This is a genomic window from Streptomyces sp. NPDC002698, assembly GCF_042888945.1.
Lineage (GTDB): Bacteria > Actinomycetota > Actinomycetes > Streptomycetales > Streptomycetaceae > Streptomyces.
Window position 1 is genome coordinate 71614 of sequence record NZ_JBIAQM010000010.1, and the last position, 19094, is coordinate 90707.

The 19094-nt window shown below is 72.6% G+C and carries 16 protein-coding genes; 6 read left to right on the top strand and 10 right to left on the bottom strand.

Annotated features, from left to right (window positions below; genetic code table 11):
• Positions 1–4: 4 nt before the first annotated feature.
• Positions 5–1462 (bottom strand): ABC transporter permease, encoded by a 1458-nt coding sequence (locus tag ACFYW9_RS16660; protein ID WP_389150259.1) that lies wholly within the window; start codon positions 1460–1462, stop codon positions 5–7.
• 357 nt (positions 1463–1819) lie between these two features.
• On the opposite strand from ACFYW9_RS16660, the gene ACFYW9_RS16665 reads away from it, so the two are divergent.
• Positions 1820–3001, top strand: a complete 1182-nt coding sequence (locus ACFYW9_RS16665) for a D-alanyl-D-alanine carboxypeptidase family protein (RefSeq protein ID WP_389150262.1) — start codon at positions 1820–1822, stop codon at positions 2999–3001.
• Between the two features lie 289 nt (positions 3002–3290).
• Here ACFYW9_RS16665 and ACFYW9_RS16670 read toward each other — a convergent pair whose 3' ends face one another.
• A complete protein-coding gene (locus tag ACFYW9_RS16670) occupies positions 3291–4301 on the bottom strand; it encodes a Gfo/Idh/MocA family protein (protein WP_389150265.1) in 1011 nt (336 codons plus the stop codon).
• Positions 4302–4381: 80 nt separating this feature from the next.
• Here ACFYW9_RS16670 and ACFYW9_RS16675 point away from each other — a divergent pair, with 80 nt between their 5' ends.
• From ACFYW9_RS16675 to ACFYW9_RS16685, 3 genes are all read left to right on the top strand, one after another.
• Positions 4382–5770 (top strand): multidrug effflux MFS transporter, encoded by a 1389-nt coding sequence (locus ACFYW9_RS16675; protein WP_389150268.1) that lies wholly within the window; start codon positions 4382–4384, stop codon positions 5768–5770.
• Positions 5716–6897, top strand: coding sequence for a serine hydrolase domain-containing protein (locus tag ACFYW9_RS16680; protein ID WP_389150271.1), 1182 nt, complete (start codon positions 5716–5718; stop codon positions 6895–6897). Before ACFYW9_RS16675 ends, ACFYW9_RS16680 begins: the two co-directional genes overlap by 55 nt.
• 87 nt (positions 6898–6984) lie before the next feature.
• Positions 6985–7980, top strand: a complete 996-nt coding sequence (locus ACFYW9_RS16685; RefSeq protein ID WP_389150274.1) for a small ribosomal subunit Rsm22 family protein — start codon at positions 6985–6987, stop codon at positions 7978–7980.
• A gap of 1 nt (position 7981) precedes the next feature.
• On the opposite strand, the gene ddaH is transcribed toward ACFYW9_RS16685, so the two are convergent.
• Positions 7982–8803, bottom strand: coding sequence for a dimethylargininase (ddaH, locus tag ACFYW9_RS16690; protein WP_389150277.1), 822 nt, complete (start codon positions 8801–8803; stop codon positions 7982–7984).
• Between the two features lie 393 nt (positions 8804–9196).
• Between ddaH and ACFYW9_RS16695 the strand changes: the two genes are divergently transcribed.
• The gene (locus tag ACFYW9_RS16695; protein ID WP_389150282.1) at positions 9197–9931 is read left to right on the top strand and encodes a bifunctional DNA primase/polymerase; all 735 of its coding nucleotides are present in this window, start codon (positions 9197–9199) and stop codon (positions 9929–9931) included.
• Positions 9932–9960: 29 nt separating this feature from the next.
• On the opposite strand, the gene ACFYW9_RS16700 is transcribed toward ACFYW9_RS16695, so the two are convergent.
• From ACFYW9_RS16700 to ACFYW9_RS16730, 7 genes are all read right to left on the bottom strand, one after another.
• A complete protein-coding gene (locus tag ACFYW9_RS16700) occupies positions 9961–10983 on the bottom strand; it encodes a hypothetical protein (RefSeq protein ID WP_389150285.1) in 1023 nt (340 codons plus the stop codon).
• Complete coding sequence (efeU, locus tag ACFYW9_RS16705) at positions 10940–11815, bottom strand: iron uptake transporter permease EfeU (RefSeq protein WP_351865192.1); 876 nt, start codon at positions 11813–11815, stop codon at positions 10940–10942. The genes ACFYW9_RS16700 and efeU overlap by 44 nt, the downstream gene beginning before the upstream one ends.
• A gap of 2 nt (positions 11816–11817) precedes the next feature.
• Complete coding sequence (gene efeB, locus ACFYW9_RS16710; RefSeq protein WP_389150288.1) at positions 11818–13146, bottom strand: iron uptake transporter deferrochelatase/peroxidase subunit; 1329 nt, start codon at positions 13144–13146, stop codon at positions 11818–11820.
• A gap of 10 nt (positions 13147–13156) precedes the next feature.
• Positions 13157–14305 carry an iron uptake system protein EfeO gene (gene efeO, locus ACFYW9_RS16715; RefSeq protein WP_389150291.1) on the bottom strand — a complete coding sequence of 383 codons (1149 nt, stop codon included), beginning with the start codon at positions 14303–14305 and terminating at the stop codon, positions 13157–13159.
• Between the two features lie 178 nt (positions 14306–14483).
• Positions 14484–15326: a heme ABC transporter ATP-binding protein gene (locus ACFYW9_RS16720; RefSeq protein WP_389150629.1), complete on the bottom strand. Its 843-nt coding sequence runs from the start codon at positions 15324–15326 to the stop codon at positions 14484–14486.
• Between the two features lie 110 nt (positions 15327–15436).
• Complete coding sequence (locus tag ACFYW9_RS16725; protein ID WP_389150294.1) at positions 15437–16549, bottom strand: FecCD family ABC transporter permease; 1113 nt, start codon at positions 16547–16549, stop codon at positions 15437–15439.
• Complete coding sequence (locus tag ACFYW9_RS16730) at positions 16546–17544, bottom strand: hemin ABC transporter substrate-binding protein (protein ID WP_389150297.1); 999 nt, start codon at positions 17542–17544, stop codon at positions 16546–16548. Before ACFYW9_RS16730 ends, ACFYW9_RS16725 begins: the two co-directional genes overlap by 4 nt.
• A 118-nt stretch (positions 17545–17662) precedes the next feature.
• Between ACFYW9_RS16730 and ACFYW9_RS16735 the strand changes: the two genes are divergently transcribed.
• On the top strand, positions 17663–19075 hold the full coding sequence (locus ACFYW9_RS16735) for an HtaA domain-containing protein (RefSeq protein ID WP_389150300.1): 1413 nt from the start codon (positions 17663–17665) through the stop codon (positions 19073–19075).
• Positions 19076–19094: the final 19 nt, after the last annotated feature.

The following is a 19094-nucleotide window of genomic DNA, read 5'->3' on the forward strand; positions in this document are numbered from 1 at the left end:
CGGGTTACGAGACGCTGCGGAGCGCGTCCGCCGGGCGCATCCGGGAGGCGCGCCAGCCGCCCATCGCGCCGGCGATCAGACCGCCGGTGACGGCCAGGCCCACGGCGAGCGCGATGGTGGTGAGTGAGACCGGCGCGGACAGGGCGATGTCGACGGTGTTCTTGGCCGCGGAGGACGCCGGCCCGCCGGGACCGCCGCCGCCGGGGCCGCCCATTCCGCCGCCGGTGGAGCCGAGCTCCGCCGTCAGCTTCGGGCTGATCGCGGTGACCGTGTAGGCCGCGCCGAGCCCGAGGGCGATACCGAGGACGCCGCCGAGCAGGCCGTTCACGACGGACTCGCCGACGACCTGGCGGGTGACCTTGCGGGAGGGCCAGCCGAGCGCCTTCAGGGTGCCGAACTCGCGCACCCGGCGGGAGACGGCGGAGGAGGTGAGCAGCGCCGCGACCAGGAACGCGGCGACCAGGACCGCGATGGACAGCCACTTGCCGACGCTCGTGGCGAGGTTCGAGGCGGTCGACAGCGAGCCGGAGACGGTGTCCGCGAGGTCGGCGGAGGTGGTGACGGTCGTCCCGGAGATGTTCTTCTGGATGGTCGTCTTGACCGTGGAGATCTGCTTCGAGTCGGTCGCCTTGACGTAGATCGTGGTGACCTTGTTCTTGGCGTCACCGAGCGTCTGGGCCTGCTTCAGCGGCAGGTAGACGTCGGTGGTCGACTCGCTGCTGTCGGGCGTCGCGATGCCGATGACCTTGTACTTGGTGCCGGAGATCTTGAAGGTCGAGCCGACCTTGTACTTGTTCTCCTTGGCGTACGACTTGCTGAGCACCGCGACCTTCGCGGAGGTCTGCGCGGCCGTGAACGTGCTGCCCGTGGTGATCTTCGAGGTGGCCAGCGGGCCGAGGTCCTGCTGGGTCACGTCGACGCCCGCGACGGAGTAGGAGTTCACGTCGAAGGAGGCGCCGCCGCCCTGCACCTGCGGCGCGCCGGTGCCGCCGCTCTGGCCGCCGGGTCCGCCCTGCTGGCCGGAGCCCGAGGTGGTGGACTTCGCCTTGCCCTGGGTGAAGGAGCCGTCGACCTTGGTGACGTTCAGGCTCAGCGCGCCCACCGCGCTCGCCACGCCCTTCTGCGCGGCGACCTCGGTGACGAGCGAGGACTTCAGGGACTGTCCTCCCTGGGTCATCACCCGGTCCGAGCTCTGTGTCTTGCCGCTGTCCGACTTGGCGTCGAAGTCGAACTTCGGGCGGCCCGACGAGTTGCCCGACGGTGCCGCCTGGGCCTTGGTGACCGTCATGTCCGTGCCGAGCCCGTACAGCGACTTCAGGACCTTGTCCTGGGCCTGCTGCATGCCGGCCGACACCGAGTTGACGGTGATGACCAGCGCGATACCGAGCGCCAGACCCATGGCGATCACCAGCGCCGCCTTCTTGCGCCGGCTCAGCTCACGCTTGAGATAGATGCCAAACATCCCGTTCCTCAAAGGTTCTTGGCGCCCCGGTGGGCGCGGCCAAAAGCTATGGAGGAACCTTTGAGCCGGGCTGAGTAGGAGATGTGTGAGGGCTGAGAATCCGGACCCCGGAATCAATATTGGGTCAGACAGCCCGTTCTCGGCCTTTCAAGGGCTCATTGCCAGGAAACCCCTGTTGAGTGGCTCCGCGTGCGGACGGGCGGGCCCGCCACGGCGCGTTCCCGATGGGCCGGTGGCCGGTTCCGGACGGTCGGTCCCGCTTCCGCGCGCACGTTTCGCGCTCGCTCCGGAATCGGCGTCCCCTCTCTTGGCGACCCCGCTGCCACGCCGCTCGGACGGACTTTGTACGGTCCCGGGATGCGTGATTCTTCCGGGCTCTCCCGCCGTGCCGCTCTGGGCCTCGCCGCCGCCGTCCCCCTCACCGCCGCGACGGCCACGACCGCGTACGCCACGACGACGATCGGCGGCGAGAGGCTGGCCCGCGCCGGGATCCAGGTGAGCGGCGCGTCGGGGCTGCCCAAGCACCTCACCGCCCGCTCCTGGCTGGTCGCCGACCACACCAGCGGCGAGGTGCTCGCCTCGTACAACGCGCACCGGCGTCTCGCGCCCGCCTCCACCCTGAAGATGCTGTTCGCGGACGCCGTGCTGAAGAAGTTCGAGCGCACGCGGACATACAAGGTGGTCGACGCCGACCTCGCCGACGTCCCCGCCGGGTCCAGCCTCGTCGGCGTCAAGCCCGGCATCACGTACACCGTCGATCAGTTGTGGCAGGGCGTGTTCCTGCGCTCCGGCAACGACGCGGTGCACGTGCTCAGCCACATGAACGGCGGCATCGAGGCCACGGTCGCCGAGATGCAGGCGCTCGCGAAGGACCTTCAGGCCCTGGACACCCATGTGGTCAGCCCCGACGGCTTCGACCACAAGGGCCAGCTGTCGTCCGCGTACGACCTGACGCTCTTCGCCCGGCACGGTCTCGCGGACGCCGTTTTCCGCGGCTACTGCTCGACCAGGACCGCGGACTTCCCGGCCGGCGGCAAGAAGACCTTCCAGATCCAGAACACCGACCGCCTGCTGACGGGCGCGTGGGGCATGAAGCCGTACGAGGGCCTGATAGGCGTGAAGAACGGCTACACGAGCCACGCCGGCAACACCTTCACCGGCGCGGCGACCCGTGACGGGCGGACCCTGATCGTCACGGTGATGCACCCCAAGAGCGGCGGCAACGGGGTCTACGAGGAGACGGCCCAGCTCCTCGACTGGGGTTTCGGGAAGGGTGCGGACGCCGAGCCGGTCGGCACGCTGGTCGGTCCGCTCAGCGCGGGCGGCGCGAGCGCGAAGCCCACGCGCAAGGCGGCGAAGGCCGCGCCGGGCGCTCCGGCTCCGGCCGCCGCCGGGCAGGAGGACGGCGCGCCGTGGGGACTGGTCGGCGGGGCCGGGGCGGCGCTGGCACTCCTCGCGGGCGGCGCGTTCGCGCTGCGCAACCGCAGGCGCCGGTCCGCCGGGGAACCGGCCGAGGCGGAAGGCGGCAGTCAGGGCTGATGACGGGGGCAGCCGCTCCGCGGTCCGGTGCTCGCCTCGCGGTCCCGCGCGAGGCAGGCCCCCGCCCGGGCCGCGGAGCGACTGCCACCTCCCCCTCGGAGTGGACCGTGGTCGTACCGAAGCCGTGTGCTCCAACTGTGAAGCCCTGATGGGGGAGATGATGAGCATAAGCGCACCAACGGCTTATATGGTCCGGAGATGCGGCTTCCGTATGTGAGGGTTGAGCCGTTGACCGTTTCTCGGTGAACCACCGGGGCCCGCCGTACGTGAGACACGGCGGTCCCGTTCCCTACGCCCGCGCCTCGCCGGGGTAGCGGACACCGACGCGCTCGCGGATCGTGTCGAGCGTCCGCATCACGGCGAGCGTGCCGTCGAGCGGGACGAGCGGGGACTCGGTCTCGCCGGCGCGCAGGGCCCGCATCACCTCGGCGGCCTCGTGCTTGAGGCTGTTGCGGGGCCCGGAGACGGGGTCGGCGCGGAAGGTCTCCGGCTCGCGGCCGTCGCGGTGCAGGACGAAGTGCTCCGGGAAGAAGAAGCCGCCCGGGACGTCGATGCGGCCTGCGGAGCCGGTGACGGAGGCGGCGACGGGCGTGCCACCGTTGATGGAGCAGTGCACCGAAGCCAGAGCGCCGCTCTCGAAGGAGAGCAGTGCACCCGTCTGGAGATCGACGCCCTCGTCGGAGAGCACTGCTCTCGCGACGATGTCCGAGGGCTCCCCGAGCAGCAGCTGCGCGAACGACACCGGATAGACGCCGAGATCGAGCAGCGCGCCGCCGCCCTGCGCGGGATCCCGCAGCCGGTGCGAGGGCGGGAACGGCCCGGCCAGACCGAAGTCGGCCTGCACCGTGCGCACGTCACCGATCACCCCGTCGTCGACCAGCGCCTTCAGTCGCCGGACCAGCGGATTGCAGTACATCCACATGGCCTCCATCAGGAAGCGGCCGTTGCCCCGGGCGAGCGCGACCAGTTCCTCGGCCTCCCGCGCGTTCAGCGTGAACGCCTTCTCGCACAGGACGTGGCGGCCCGCCTCCAGGCACATCCCCGCGGCCACCCGGTGCGCCGAGTGCGGCGTGGCGACGTACACGACGTCGACGTCCTCGTCCGCGGCGAGCGAGGCCCAGTCCCCGTACGCCCGCGGGATCCCGAACCGCTCCGCGAACGCCTTCGCCGGGGCCTCGGACCGTGAGGCGACGGCCACCACCTCGGCGTCCGGCATGTCCACCAGATCCGCCGTGAACGCCGCGGCGATCCCGCCGGTCGCCAGAATCCCCCACCGCACGCGTTCACGCTCGCCCGTCATGCCCGCCCCTTGATCCGTGACTCCGAACTCGCTGCTCGAACTGAGAGCATAGGGGCCGCATCTTTCCGAGAGGGGGGCACATGCCCGAGCGTGGCCGCACCGCGCGGGACCAGGGGAGCCCGCGAGGGCATATACCGGAGGCAGGGACCGCGGGCACCGCGCCGACGGCCGCCGAGGCGTCACCGCCGGCCGCCGGAGCCGAGTCCGGCGCCTCGGCGCGACCGCACGCGGAACCCCGCGGTCCGCGCCGCACCGGACTCCTCGTCACCCTCGTCCTCGGCGGGCTCACCGCCACACCCCCGCTCGCGATGGACATGTACCTCCCCTCGCTGCCGGAGGTCACCGGCTCCCTGCACGCCCCGGCCGCCACCGTGCAGCTCACGCTCACCGCGTGCCTCGCGGGCATGGCGCTCGGGCAGCTCGTCGTCGGGCCCATGAGCGACAGGTGGGGCCGCCGGCGCCCGCTGCTCGGGGGCCTCGCCGTCTACGTCCTCGCCACCGCCCTGTGCGCCCTCGCGCCCGGCATCGGCCTCCTCGTCGCCTTCCGCCTCGTCCAGGGGCTCGCCGGCGCGGCCGGGATAGTGATCGCCCGCGCGATCGTCCGCGACCTGTACGACGGCGTGGCGATGGCCCGCTTCTTCTCCACCCTCATGCTGATCTCCGGCGTCGCCCCGGTCGTCGCGCCCCTCATCGGCGGACAGATCCTGCGCTTCACCGACTGGCGGGGCGTGTTCGTGGTCCTCACCGCCGTCGGCATCGCGCTGACGGCCCTCGTCTGGGCGAGACTGCCCGAGACCCTCGCACCCGCCGACCGGCACGGCGGCGGCGTCGGCGAGGCCCTGCGCGCCATGCGACGGCTGCTCGCCGACCGCGTCTTCACCGGGTACATGCTCGCGGGCGGCTTCACCTTCGCGGCCCTCTTCGCCTACATCTCGGCCTCCCCGTTCGTGATCCAGGACCTGTACGGCGCCTCCCCGCAGACCTTCAGCCTGCTCTTCGGCGTGAACTCCGTCGGCCTCGTGATCGCCGGGCAGATCAACGGCAAACTGCTGGTCGGCCGGGTCGCCCTGGAGAAGGTCCTCGCCACCGGCCTCGCCCTCGTCGTCCTCGCCGCGACCGCGCTGCTGCTCATGTCCACCGGCGCCTTCGGACGGGTCGGGCTCGCCCCGGTCGCCGCCGCGCTGTTCGTGCTGATGTCCGCCATGGGCCTCGCCCTGCCCAACACCCAGACGCTCGCCCTCATGCGCGTACGGCACACGGCCGGTTCCGCCTCCGCGCTGCTCGGCACCTCCTCCTTCCTCGTCGGCGCGGTCGCCTCACCGCTCGTCGGCGTGGCGGGGGAGCACACCGCCGTCCCGATGGCCGTTGTCCAGCTGGTGGCCGCGCTGGTGGCGGTCGGCTGCTTCGTGGGACTGTGCCGTCCCCGGCGGACGGGACACACTGCGAACGGAAAAGGGGCGGAGAACTGAGCGCACCACGACTGCGGAACGGCACGCCGGAACGCGCCGGACTCGACGCCGGTGAACTGCGCGGGCTCGTCCACGAGGTCCGTGCCCTCACCCGCGGGGACGACCCGTGGGCGGCGGGCGTCGTGGTGGTCGCGGGGCGCGGCCCTGTCATCGCCGTCGAGGAGGCGGCGGGCTGGGCGGTCCGCTGCACGGCCCACGACGAGGACAAGGACACCGGGGTCGAGCTGCCGCCGCACGCGCGTGTGCCGATGACCGTGCACACGCCCTTCGACCTGGCCTCCCTCACCAAGCTGTTCACGGCGGTCGCCGCGGTGCAGCAGCTGGAGCGCGGCACGCTGGGCATCGAGGCGCGCGTCGGCGCGTACCTGCCGGAGTTCCGCGCGGCCCGCGAGCACGGCGTCACCGTACGGCAGCTGCTCACCCACACCTCCGGGCTGCGCCCCGAACTCCCGCTGTACGACTGCCCGGACGACACGGCCCGGCTGGCGCTGCTGCGGGCCGAGGCCCCCTCGTCGAAGCCGGGCGAGTACCGGTACTCCGACATCAACCTGCTGCTCCTCCAGTTCGTCCTGGAACGCGTCACCGGCCGGGGGCTCGACGTCCTCGTCCGGGACGGCATCACGCGCCCGCTCGGGATGAACGCCACCGCCTTCGGACCCTGCCCCGGCGCGGCGGCCACGGAGGACCAGCGGCGGCCGTGGGCCAAGGCGGACCGGGGCATGCTGCGGGGTGTGGTGCACGACGAGAACGCCTGGGCGCTCGGCGGGGTGGCCGGGCACGCCGGCCTCTTCTCCACCGCGCGGGACCTGGCGGTCTTCTGCCGCACCCTGCTCGCGGGCGGTTCGTACGGCCCCGCCCGCATCCTCGGCCCCGACTTCGTCGAACTCCTCCTCACCCCGCCCGGCCTCGGATTCGCCATCGACCAGCCCTGGTTCATGGGCACCCTCGCGGGCCACGGCGCGGCCGGCCACACCGGGTTCACCGGCACCTCCCTGGTCCTGGACCCGGCGACGGACACGTTCCTGGTCCTGCTCGCCAACACGGTCCACCCCCGGCGCCGCCCGGCGGACAACGCGCCCCGCGCGGCGGCGGCCACCCGGCTGCGGCGGGCGGTGCGCGGGACCTGAGAGGGCGCCCGGCCGGTACGGGGGCGCCGCCTGCGAGAGACCGCTGGCCGGTACGGGGGGATGCGCGGCACCTGAGAGAATCGGGCCGTGAACGCCCCCGTACCCCCCGCCGACACCCTGCGCAGCGCCCTCGCCGGACTGCTCGACGGTCTGCCGCCCAAGGCCGCCGCGCAGGCGGTCGAGCGGCTGATCGCGAACTACCGGGGGACCACCCCGACCCACACACCGGTCCTGCGGGACCGCTCGGACGTGGCCGCGTACGCCGCGTACCGGATGCCCGCGACGTTCGAGGCGGTGTGCGCGGCGCTGGAGGCGTTCGCGGACGCGGTGCCCGGCTGGGTGCCCGGGAGCCATGTGGACGTCGGCGGCGGCACCGGCGCGGCCACCTGGGCGGTGAACGCGACCTGGGACGGCGTCCGCCCGGTGACCGTGCTCGACTGGGCCGAGCCGGCCCTCGCGCTCGGCCGGGAGATCGCCGCCGCCAACCCGGAACTGGAAGGCGCCGCGTGGCAGCGCTCCCGTATCGGAGCGGCGCTCACCATCGAGAGCACTGATCTCGTCACGGTCTCGTACGTCCTCGGCGAGCTCACCGGGGACGACCGCGCCTCGGTCGTGGACGCGGCCGCGAGCGCCGCCCGGGCGGTGGTGATCATCGAGCCCGGCACCCCCGACGGCTACACCCGGGTCCTCGCCGCGCGCGAACGCCTGATCGGCGCCGGCTTCCACGTCGCCGCCCCCTGCCCGCACAGCGCGGCCTGCCCCATCGTCCCCGGCCAGGACTGGTGCCACTTCTCCGCGAGGGTCGCCCGTTCCTCCCTGCACCGCCAGGTCAAGGGCGGCTCCCTGCCGTACGAGGACGAGAAGTTCAGCTACGTCGCCGCGACCCGCTTCGAGCCCGCCCCGGCGCCCTCGCGGGTCGTGCGCAAGCCGCAGATCCGCAAGGGGCAGGTCCTGCTCGACCTGTGCGAGCCGGACGAGGCACTGCGCCGGGAGACGGTCACCAAGCGCCACGGACCGCTGTACAAGGCGGCCCGCGACGCCGAGTGGGGCGACGCCTGGCCGCCGCCCGGGGACGCCTCCTGAATCAGGGCCGCAGTTCCTGGGTGCAGCACTTCACGCTTCCGCCGCCCTTGAGGAGCTCGCCGAGATCGACGCCGACGGGAACGAATCCGCGTTCCCGGAGCGGGTCGAAGAGGCCCGCCGCCTCCTGCGGCAGCAGCACGTGCAGTCCGTCCGAGACCGCGTTGAGGCCCATCGCGGCGGCGTCCTCCGGCGTGGCGGTCAGCGCCTCCGGGAACAGCCGGCGCAGGACCTCGCGGCTGCCGGGGGAGAAGGCCGGCGGGTAGTACATGATCTCGTCGGTGCCGTCGTCGAGGACGGCGAGGGCCGTGTCCAGGTGGTAGTGGCGGGGGTCGACCAGGTCCAGGCCGATCACCGGGCGGCCGAGGAACTCCTGTGCCTCCCCGTGCGAGAGCGGGCTCGCGCGAAAGCCCCGGCCCGCGAGCAGGTACGACCCCGTGACGACGAAGTCGCCCTCTCCCTCGTTGACGTGCTCCGGTTCGCGGATCCGCCCGTACCCGCGGGCGCGGAACCACTCCAGGTGCGCCGCCGCCTCCGCCTCGCGCTGCGGGTACGCGAACCGGGCACCCAGCACCCGCCCGTCCACGACCGTCGCGCCGTTCGCCGCGAAGACCATGTCCGGCAGACCCGGGCGGGGGGCGAGTTCCTCGACCGAGTGGCCGAGAAGGCGGTAGCGGTCCCGGAGGTCCTCCCACTGGGCGAGGGCGAGCGGCACGTCGACCGGCTTGGCGGGGTCCATCCACGGATTGATCGCGTACGTGACGTCGAAGTGCACCGGTGGGCACATGAGGTAGCGCCGGGGCGTGGCGCGGCGAAGAGGGTGCAAGGAAGGCTCCTTACGCAACCGCAGGGGCAGTTGATGCTCATGGTGCGGTGCGCCCGGCCCCGGGAGCGGGAGGCGTGCGGGCGGGGTTCCCCCGATCCGCCCCACCGCGCCCGGACCGCCGCCGCCCGCGTCACCGGGCCACGCCGCCCCGCCCCGCCCGAGTGGCGTCGGTCTCGTACGACTACACGGGCGCGCCGGTCGACTACACCCCGCACGGGCCGGCCCCCTGCCCGGCGCCCGTGAAATCACGACTAATCATGTAATAGCACCTGATCAGGGCCTGGTGGACGCATCGCCCCACCTACCCCGGTTGTCTGCTCCGGCCACCCGGAGCGCAGGATGGTGGGACGATGGGGCAAGGACGAGTCGCACTACGGCGAGGCGAGGGGATAGATGAGCGCAGAGTTCGGTCACCGCTCCGGTACGCGGAGCAGGATCTCGAAGTGGCTGCGCGGACGCCGGTCCAAAGCCCCGGCGCAGACGTCCGCCGACGGCCGTGAGGCCCTGCTGCTCGCCGCCGCCGCCGCGGGGCTGCCGCTCGCGCAGGCCGCGTATCCCTCCGGCTACCGCTGTTCCTGTGACCGCGTCGGCTGCCCCACCCCCGCGCGCCACCCCGTCTCCTTCGCCTGGCAGACGCAGTCGACCACCGACCGCGCGCAGATCGAGCGCTGGGCCCGGCACCAGCCGAAGGCGAACTTCATCACCGCGACCGGCATGGTGCACGACGTCCTGGACGTGCCGCTGGACGCCGGGCGCGAGGCGCTGGAGCGCCTGCTCGCCTCCGACATCGAGGTCGGACCCGTCGCGGAGACCGGCGACGGCCGCATGCTCTTCTTCACCCTCACCCGCGGTACGCCCGAGGACGAGGACGAGTGGTGGCCCTGCGAGCTGGACTGCCACCCCGAGACGATGGACGAACACCCCGGCTTCCGCTGGCACTGCCGCGGCTCGTACGTCCTCGTGCCGCCGGCCCAGCTCCCCGGCGGTCTGAGCGTCGACTGGGTGCGCGGCCCCGAGCATCCGCTGCCGGACCCGCTCACGCTCCTGGAGATCCTGACCGACGAATGCGCCCGCTACGCCGGGGCGAACGGCGCGGACCAGCTCGCCGCCTGGCCCCACCGGGGCTGAGCCCCCGTCGGGCGGGGAGCGGCCCCGGACTACTCGCCCTTGGCGCCCGTCAGCCCCTCGACCCGTCCGAGGACGGACACCTGCCCTCGGCCCGAGCCCTTCAACGGGTCGATGACGACCTGGTTGGAGACGAACTCCAGGGTCAGGGACTGGTTGATCTCGCCCTTGGTCAGGGCCTGCACCTCCGCGCCGGGGACGGGGATCTCGGTGCCCGCGGCGGCGGTCTCCTTCTCGAAGCGGTGCGTGGCGAAGAACACCAGCGCCCCGCCGTCCGCGGTGCGCAGCCCCACCGGCGCGTAGTCGCCCGAGGTCAGCGGCTGGTCGATGTACTGCCGGGCGAGTCCGGGCCGGCTGGCGAACTTCTCGCGCTGGGCCCGCCACTGCGAGGTGTGGACGCCGGTGGCGAAGGTGTCGCCGCCGGTCCTGAGATAGGTGGCGTACGACTGCCCGAGCTTGCGCGGCTCGACCGCGAGCGCCGCGTCGTCGGCGGCGACGGGCTGCGCCCAGCCGTCCTCGTCCTTCGCGAACTCCGGTACGTCACCGGCCCCGAGGACCGTCAGGTACGAGGCCTGCCACAGCTCGCGGGCGTCGTCCCGGGTGAAGACGAGCAGCCAGCGACTGCCCGGTACGCCCTTGTTGGCGGTCGCGTTCGCCACGAACCAGCGGGGCCAGCCCGCCTTCGCGGGGATCGAGAACTCGGCGTCGTCGAACTTCAGCGGCGAGTGCGTGGGATTCCCGCCCGGTCTGCCGATGCGTCCGGCCTTCAGCTTGGCGCCGTCGATGTCCGCGAGCGGACCGGTCACCCGGTCCGCGTCCTTCGAACGGTCGTACGTCGCGTCCGCCTTGTTGTAGGCGGCGGTGAAGTCCTCCAGCGCGCGGGCGGCCTCGGCGCGGGTCGTGGCCGGCACGACCTCTCGTTCGCCGTGCACCACCACGCAGCCGCTCGCCGTCGCCCACAGCGCGGTCACCGTCGTCGCCGCCAGGGCGAGACGGACGGAACGACGGAGACTAAGAGGCCTTCGAGGGCTGCGACCCGTGCGATCCCTGCTCATCAGGTGCCTTCACCTTCTTCTTCCCGGAGGCGAACCCTACCGGGGCGAAGAAGATCGTGAGCGTCGGCACCAAGTACAGCGCCCACACCGTGACCTGAAGAACGGTCGGGTCCGGCTGGAAGTTGAAGACGCCCTTCAGCAGGGTGCCGTACCAGCTCGACGGGTCGATCGTGCCGCTGATGTCGAAGGCCAGGTTCGTCAGACCCGGGACGAAGTCGGCCTCCTGGAGGTCGTGGACGCCGTACGCGAGCACGCCCGCGGCGACGACGACCAGCATGCCGCCGGTCCAGGTGAAGAACTTGGCGAGGTTGATCCTCAGCGCGCCGCGGTAGAACAGCCAGCCGAGCAGGACCGCGGTGGCCAGGCCCAGCGCCACGCCGATCAGCGGGCGGGGCGTGCCGTCACTGGCCGCGTGCACCGACGCCCACACGAACAGGGCCGTCTCCAGGCCCTCCCGGCCGACCGCCAGGAACGCGGTCGCCACCAGCGCGCCCGTACCCATGGCGAGCGCCGCGTCCAGTTTGCCGTGCAGTTCGGACTTCAGATGCCGGGCGGTGCGCCGCATCCAGAAGACCATCCACGTCACCAGGCACACGGCGAGGATCGACAGCGAACCGCCGAGCGCCTCCTGGGCCTTGAACGTCATCTCCTGGGAGCCGAACTCCAGGGCGCAGCCGAAACCGAGCGCCACGGTGATCGCGACACCGATGCCGATCCAGATCGGCTTCAGGGCGTCCCTGCGTTCCGTCTTCACCAGGTAGGCGATGAGGATGCAGACGACGAGGCTGGCCTCCAGGCCCTCGCGGAGTCCGATGAGGTAGTTGCTGAACACGGTCACGCCTCCTTGGAGAACAGCGCCCGGCCCCACCAGTCGTCCTTGTCCCGGACGCCGGGCGGAACGGCGAAGACCGCCGAACTCACGTGCTGGATGTACTCGTTGAGCGCGTCGGAGCGCGACAGGTTGCGCTGGAGGGGGATGAACCCCTTGCGTACGTCCCGCTGGTAGGCGAGGAAGAACAGGCCCGCTTCGAGGCGGCCGAGACCGTCCGTGCCGTCCGTGAAGGAGTAGCCGCGGCGCAGGATCGTCACCCCGTCGTTGGAGTCGGGGTGGGCGAGCCGGACGTGCGCGTCGGGCTTCATCGCCTTCAGGAACGGCTTGTCGTGCTCCTTGGCCTTGCCGACGGGGGCGCCCTCGCCCTTGTCGCGGCCGAAGATGTCCTCCTGCTCCTGGAGCGAGGTGCGGTCCCAGGTCTCGATGTTCATCCGGATGCGCCGGGCGACGAGGTAGGAACCACCGGTCATCCAGGCGGAGTCCGGGCCGTTGTCCTTCTCGTCGGCCCACACGAACTTCCGCAGCCGCGCGGTCTCGGTGCCCGCGATGTTGCGGGTGCCGTCCTTGAAGCCCATCAGGTTGCGCGGGGTCTGCGCTTCCGGGGTCGTGGACGACGTCTTGCCGAAGCCGAGCTGCGACCAGCGGATGGCGACCTTGCCGAAGCCGATGCGGGCCAGGTTGCGGATGGCGTGCACCGCCACCTGCGGGTCGTCCGCGCAGGCCTGGATGCACAGGTCGCCGTCGCTGCGCGCCTTGTCCAGGTTGTCGCCCGAGAAGGCCGGCAGATCGACGAGAGCCTCCGGCCGCCGGTCCGCCAGATCGAACTTCCCGAACAGCGACGGACCGAAGCCGATGGTCAGCGTCAGCCGGGACGGCTTGAGCCCCAGCGCCTCACCGGTGTCGTCCGGCGGCGCCTCGGCCAGACCGCCGTAGGCGCCCTCGCCGACCGCCTGTCCGGCGGTCATCCGGGCGGCGGCCCGCGTCCAGTCCTTGAGGAGCTGGACGAACTCGGCGCGGTCGTCCGTCTTCACGTCGAACGCGGCGAAGTGCAGCCGGTCCTGCACCGCTGTCGCGATGCCGGCCTGATGCGGGCCGTGGAAGGGGATGCCGGCACCGGCGTCGGCGCCGGCCGGGTCGACGTCGTTGCCGACGCGGGTCATCGCGACGGCACCGCCGGCCGCGGCGGCACCGAGCGCGAGCCCGGCACCGCCCCAGCCGATCAGGGAACGCCGACTGGGCGCGGAGCCGGCGCGGGCGGGCCCGACGGGGCAGGCGCCGTCCGTGCCGTCCGTGGCGTTCGTGCTGTCCGTGCTGTCCGGGGTGTCCGTCATGGCGCTGCTCCTACTTCACGACGGCGGCGGCGAGCTTGGACAGGGGCTCGGCGAGCGCGTTGACGGCGTCCGAGAGCTCCTTGCGGTCGGCCTCGCCGACCTTGTCGTACGAGGTGAAGTCGTACGAGGTCTTGTCCGTGCGGTACTTGTCGAGCAGCGTGTTCAGCGCGGCGAACTGCTTGTCGAGCTCCGTGGTCAGCGCCGCGTCGTTCTCCGAGGCGACCGGCTTGAGCAGCTCGTACGCCTTCTGCGCTCCCTCGACGTTGCCCTTGAAGTCGCTCAGGTCGGTGTGCGAGTAGCGGTCCTCCTCGCCGGTGACCTTGCCGCTGGCGACCTCGTCCAGCAGCTCCTTGGCGCCGTTGGCCATGGAGGTCGGGGTGATCTCGGCCTTGCCGACCCGCTTCTGCCAGTCGGTCAGGTCCGTGACCAGCAGACCGGCGAGCTCCTTCTCACGGTCGCCGATCTTCTTGTCCTGCCACAGGGACTTCTCCAGGCGGTGCCAGCCGGTCCAGTCCGTGGCCGGGTCCTGGCCCTCCTCCAGGCCGTCCTCGCGGACGTCGACCTTCGGGTCGATGTCACCGAAGGACTCGGCGACCGGCTCGGTGCGCTCCCAGCCCAGACGCGAGGAGGCGAACTCCTTCTTCGCGGCCTCGATGTCACCGGCCTTGACGGCCTTGGCGAACGCCTCGGCCTTGGGCAGCGTGGCGTCGGCCTGCTCCTGCGCGTACTCGCGGTACGCGGCGACCGCCTTGTCCAGACGCGGGTCGCGCTTGGCGACCTTGCCGCCGGTGACCTTGACGGTCTGGCGGATGCCCTTGCCCTTCATCCCGGGCTTGCAGGCGATGACGTACTCGCCGGCCTTCACCTCGGCGGTGACCCGCTGCTTGGTGCCGGGACCGATGTTCTCCCGCTCGCTGACGATCCGGTCGTCCGGGAACAGCAGGTAGACCTCGGTGACCTTGGAGCCCTTGTTCTCGATGTCGAGCTGGACGTGCCCGGCGGGGAACTCCTTCGCGGAGACCTTGCACGCGGTGTCGCTGGCCGTCACCTGGATCGCGTCGCCGTTCTTCGCGTCGCTCTTCTGGGTGCAACCCGTGACGGCGGCCAGGGCCGCCGCGGTGGCGGCAGCGGTGACAACGGACAGTCGAACGGCTCGCATGCGGGCTCCAAGAGAAGTCGGACAAGCCGCACGGCGGGGCCCGTTCGGCATGGTGAGGCTGGCCTAACTTATCTGAGGCTTTCCTCACTGATACCCGCCCGTGCGGTGATTCACCTCTCACAGACGGCGTACAGGAACGGCTTGATCACGGTGACTCAAAACAGACCCCATGGAATGGTCAAGGGATGGCCAAGTGGAATGGTTCGTCGCGTTTCGGGGTGATGAGCGCGGCGCCGGTCCTGGGGTGCGGGAACACCTCGACCGGCTGCCGGTAGACCTCGGTCAGCAGTTCGTCGGTGAAGACCTCCGCCGGCCGGCCGTGGGCCGCGACGCGACCGGCGCACAGGATCGCGACCCGGTGCGCGTACGCGGCGGCGAGCCCGAGGTCGTGCAACACCACGACCACCGCGTCCCCGGCGCGCGCCCTTTCCCGGCACACCCGCAGCACCAACTCCTGGTGCCGCAGGTCGAGTGCGGCGGTCGGCTCGTCGAGCAGCAGCAGGGGCGCGCGCTGCGCGAGCACCCGGGCGAGCGCCACCCGGGCGCGCTCCCCGCCGCTCAGCGCGGCGAACGAACGGGCCGCGAAGTCGGTGACCTCGGCGGCGGCCATGGCCGCGCCGACCGCCGCGTCGTCGTCCCGCGGGCTGTGGGCCCAGGGAGCCCGCCCCATGCGGACGACCTCCTCCACGGTGAACGGGAAGGAGAGCGTCGCCGACTGGGGAAGCACGGCCCGGCGCAGGGCGAGTTCGGCGGCGGACCAGTCCTGCGCGGGACGCCCGTGCAGACGTACGACCCCTTCCGCGGCGCGCAGATCGGCCGCCAGCGCGGCCAGGAGGGTCGATTTTCCCGCCCCGTTGGGCCCGACCAGCGCGAGGACCTCGCCCGCGCGGGCGGTGACGTCGACCCCGCGCAGCACCTCCCGGTCGCCGAGCCGCACCCGGAGGCCCTCGGTCTCGGCCAGCACGTCGCCGGGGGCGGGCGCGGACGGCGGCAGGAGCCGTGCCGTACGCGTGAGCCGCAGCCGCCCGGCGGTACGCGCGAGCCGAGTCCCGGCGGTACGCGCGAGCCGAGTCCCGGCGGTCGTGCGCGGGAGTCCCGGGAGCGTGCGCCCGGTGTCGCTTCCGGCGGATCTCACGCCCAGCCTCCTTGCTTGCGACGGGTCCTGCGCAGCAGCCACAGGAAGAACGGGCTGCCCAGCAGGGCGGTCAGGACGCCGAGGGGGAGCTCGGCGGGTTGTGCGATCGTCCGGGCGGCGAGGTCGGCCGCCAGCAGCACGGCCGCGCCGCCGAGCGCGCTGCCCGGGATCAGGAAGCGGTGTCCGGGTCCGGCCGCCATGCGCAGCAGATGCGGTACGACCAGGCCGATGAAGCCGATGATCCCGGAGACGCTGACGGCCGCCGCGGTGAGCAGCGCGATGACCAGCACGAGGACGAGCCGCAGCCGTTCGACGTCGACGCCCAGGTGCCGGGCCGGCCGTTCGCCGAGGGACAGCAGATCGAGCCGGCGGGCGTACAGCGGTGCCAGGGCCAGGCCGGTCGCGGCGCAGGGCAGGACCGCGAGAACCTTCGGCCAGGTCGCCTGGGCCAGCGATCCCAGCTGCCAGAAGGTGATCTGGCTGACGGCGGCGGAGTCCGCGAAGAACAGGAACAGTCCGATCAGGGCGCCGGTGAAGGCGTTCAGGGCGATCCCGGTGAGGATCAGCGTGACGACCTCGGTGCGGCCGCCCGAGCGGGACATCGCGTAGACGACCAGGACCGCGGCCAGTCCCGTGCCGAAGGCGACGGCCGGGACGGTGAAGGTGCCGAGGAAGTCCAGGCCGAGCGCGATGGCGGCGACCGCGCCGACCGCCGCGCCCGACGAGACGCCGATGACGCCGGGTTCGGCCAGCGGATTGCCGAACACGCCCTGCATCAGGGCGCCCGCGCAGCCCAGCGAGGCGCCGATGAGCAGCGCGAGCACGATCCGCGGGAAGCGCACGTCCCACAGGACCGACTCCGGGACCCGGTCCAGCGCGGCGCCCCCGAGGCCGGCGCGGTGGGCGACGGAGGCCAGCACGTCCCCGGTGGGGATCGGGTACGCGCCGAGCCCGGCGGCCACGGGGACCAGGACGAGCAGGGCGGCGAGCAGCCCTGCGGTCAGGAGCCAGGGGGCGCCGTGTGCCCGCCCCCGCACGCGAGCGGTGGCGGTCTCGCCGGTGACCGGTTCGGAGGGCGCCCCGGACGCCGGGCGGTCGAGGGCGGTCATCGGGTGTTTCCGTACAACTGCCGTACCAGCGAGCGCAGTACCTGGTCCGTGCGCGGCCCGTAGTTGAGGAGCACCCCGTCCTCGACGGACACCACCCGGCGCTTCGTGCCGGCCGGGGTCTGCGCCACCCCCGGGATCTTGACGAGCCCGTCGGTTCCGCCGACGGACGCGAGGCCCTTGGACATCACGAGGATCGCGTCGGGCGCGGCCCGGACGAGCGCCTCGGTGGTGATGGCGGTGAAGTCCTTGTCCAGGCCCGACTCGGCGCCCGCGTCGACCGCCCCCGCCGCCTCCAGCAGCGAGGTCGCACCCGAGCCGCGGCCGCCGATGAGATAGACGGAGGCGGAGCCGCGCAGATAGAGGAAGGCGACGCGCGGGTGGTCCGCGTGCGGCGGAATCGCCTTGCGCGCGGCGGCGATCCGGTCCTGCGACCGCTGTGCCAGCCGCTTCCCCGCCGCCGGTACGCCGAGGGCGTCGGCGACCGTCCGGATGCGCGGGCCCACGTCGGCGAGGCCGCGCGCGGGGGCGACGACCAGGACGGGGACACCGGCGTCGCGGATCTGCTCCATCGCCTCGTCCGGTCCGGTCGTCGACTCGGCGAGGACGAGGTCGGGGTGGAGGGAGAGCACGCTCTCGGCGGAGACGTCGTGGTTGCGGGTGACGACCGGCAGTTCCCTGGCCTGGTCGAAGGTGGCGGTGATGTCGCGGGCGACGACCCGGTCGCCGAGCCCGAGCGTGAAGACGATCTCGCTGAGGCTGCCGGACAGGGGAACGATCCGGTCGGCCTTCTCGACGGTCGTCCGCGGTCCGCCGAACGACCGCACCGTGACCGGGAGTCGGGGCTTCCCTGGGGACGCCAGGGGTTCGACCCGGTCGGTGCCGTCCGATCCGTTCGTCCCGGCGGCCGCTGTCGGCGCGGGGCCGGCGGAGCCCCCGCATCCGGTCAGGGTGAGGGCGAGCGCGGACAGCAGCGCCCCCGCCAGTCGTGTGCGCAAGCGTTGCACTGTCCCGTTGTTCCTCTCGGTCCTCTTCCAGCACATCCGATCGATAGTTTAGGTTAGCCTTACCTAAGTCGCCAGGGGTTCTCCGGACCCCGGAATCCGGAGGACACCCATGACCGCGCGTTCGAGAGCCCTGGGGGCCGCCGTGGTCTGCGTGGCCGTGCTGGGGGCCCTGCTCACCGCCACGGCCGCGCACGCGGCGAGCCGCACCGTGCGGGGCGGACGGCTCGACTGGGGCATCAAGTCGTCCTTCCAGAGCTATGTCACCGGGCCCGTCGCGAAGGGGAGTTACTCCCTCACCGGGGGCGCGGCCACGGTCGGCGCGAGCCAGTTCCGCTTCCACTCCGCCACCGGCTCCTACGACGGCGGCACGGGCGCCTTCACCGCCGCCTACTCCGGCGGAGTCCGCTTCGTCGGACACCGTCAGAGCGGCGGCGCCTACGAGCTCGACATGACGATCAGCCGTCCCACCGTCCGCCTCTCCGGCGGTGGCGGCACGCTCTACGTCGACATCACCAGCAAGGCGAAGGGCACCGGGACGGTCACGACGTCCACACAGGTGCCCTTCGCCACCCTCTCCCTCGGCGGCATCGACATGAGGGGCGGCGGCACCGCCGTCCGGCTCGACAACCTTCCGGCCACGCTCACTTCACAGGGCGCGCGGTCCTTCGCCGGCTACTACGCGGCGGGTACGGCACTCGATCCCGTGAGCCTGGAGGCGGACGTCCTGGCCCCGGCCGGGCCGTCGGCCACGCCCACCGCGAAGCCGTCCACGTCCCCGGCGAAGAAGGCCGGGAGGGCGAAGGCGGACGCGATCGAGGACGGAGCCGTCGACTGGGGAGTGCGCCGCACGTTCCGCGAGTACGTCACCGGGCCCGTCGCCGACGGGAAGTGGACGCTGACCTCCGGGGCCCAGGACGGCGGCGCGCTCTTCCGGTTCCCCGCGGGCGAGGGCACGTACGACGGGAAGAAGCACGTCCTGAGGGCGGCCTTCGACGGGGCCCTGCGCTTCACCGGCCGGCAGGGGCTCGACCTCGGGCTCGGCGGAGTGCGGGTCACCGTCGAGGACGGCGAAGGCACGCTCTACGCCGATGTGGCGAGCGCGGACCTCACCGGGAAGAAGGTCCCGCTCGTGACCTTCTCCGCCAAGGGCATGAAGCCGAAGGGCGGACTGCTCCAACTCGCCGAGGTGCCGAGCACGTTGACGGCCCGTGGCGCCAAGGCGTTCGGCGGGGTCTACCGAGCCGGCACGCGCATGGACCCGGTGACCCTCTCGATCGCCCTCACGGACGACGCGCGGCTCCCCGCCCTGCCCGACCTCGGCGAGTCCGCGTCCCCCTCGCCCACGCCGCGCGCGTCGCGGACGCCCGAGGCGAAGGCCGCCGCCGCGCCCCGCGCCGAGAACACCGCGAGCGGCGGCCCCGTCGGCGGACCGGTCCTGCCGGTCGCCCTCTCCCTCGGAGCGCTGCTCACGGCCGCGGTCGCCTTCGGTGTCGTCCGCAGGCGTCGCACGCCCACCGACTGACCCGACCCACCCTCACCCC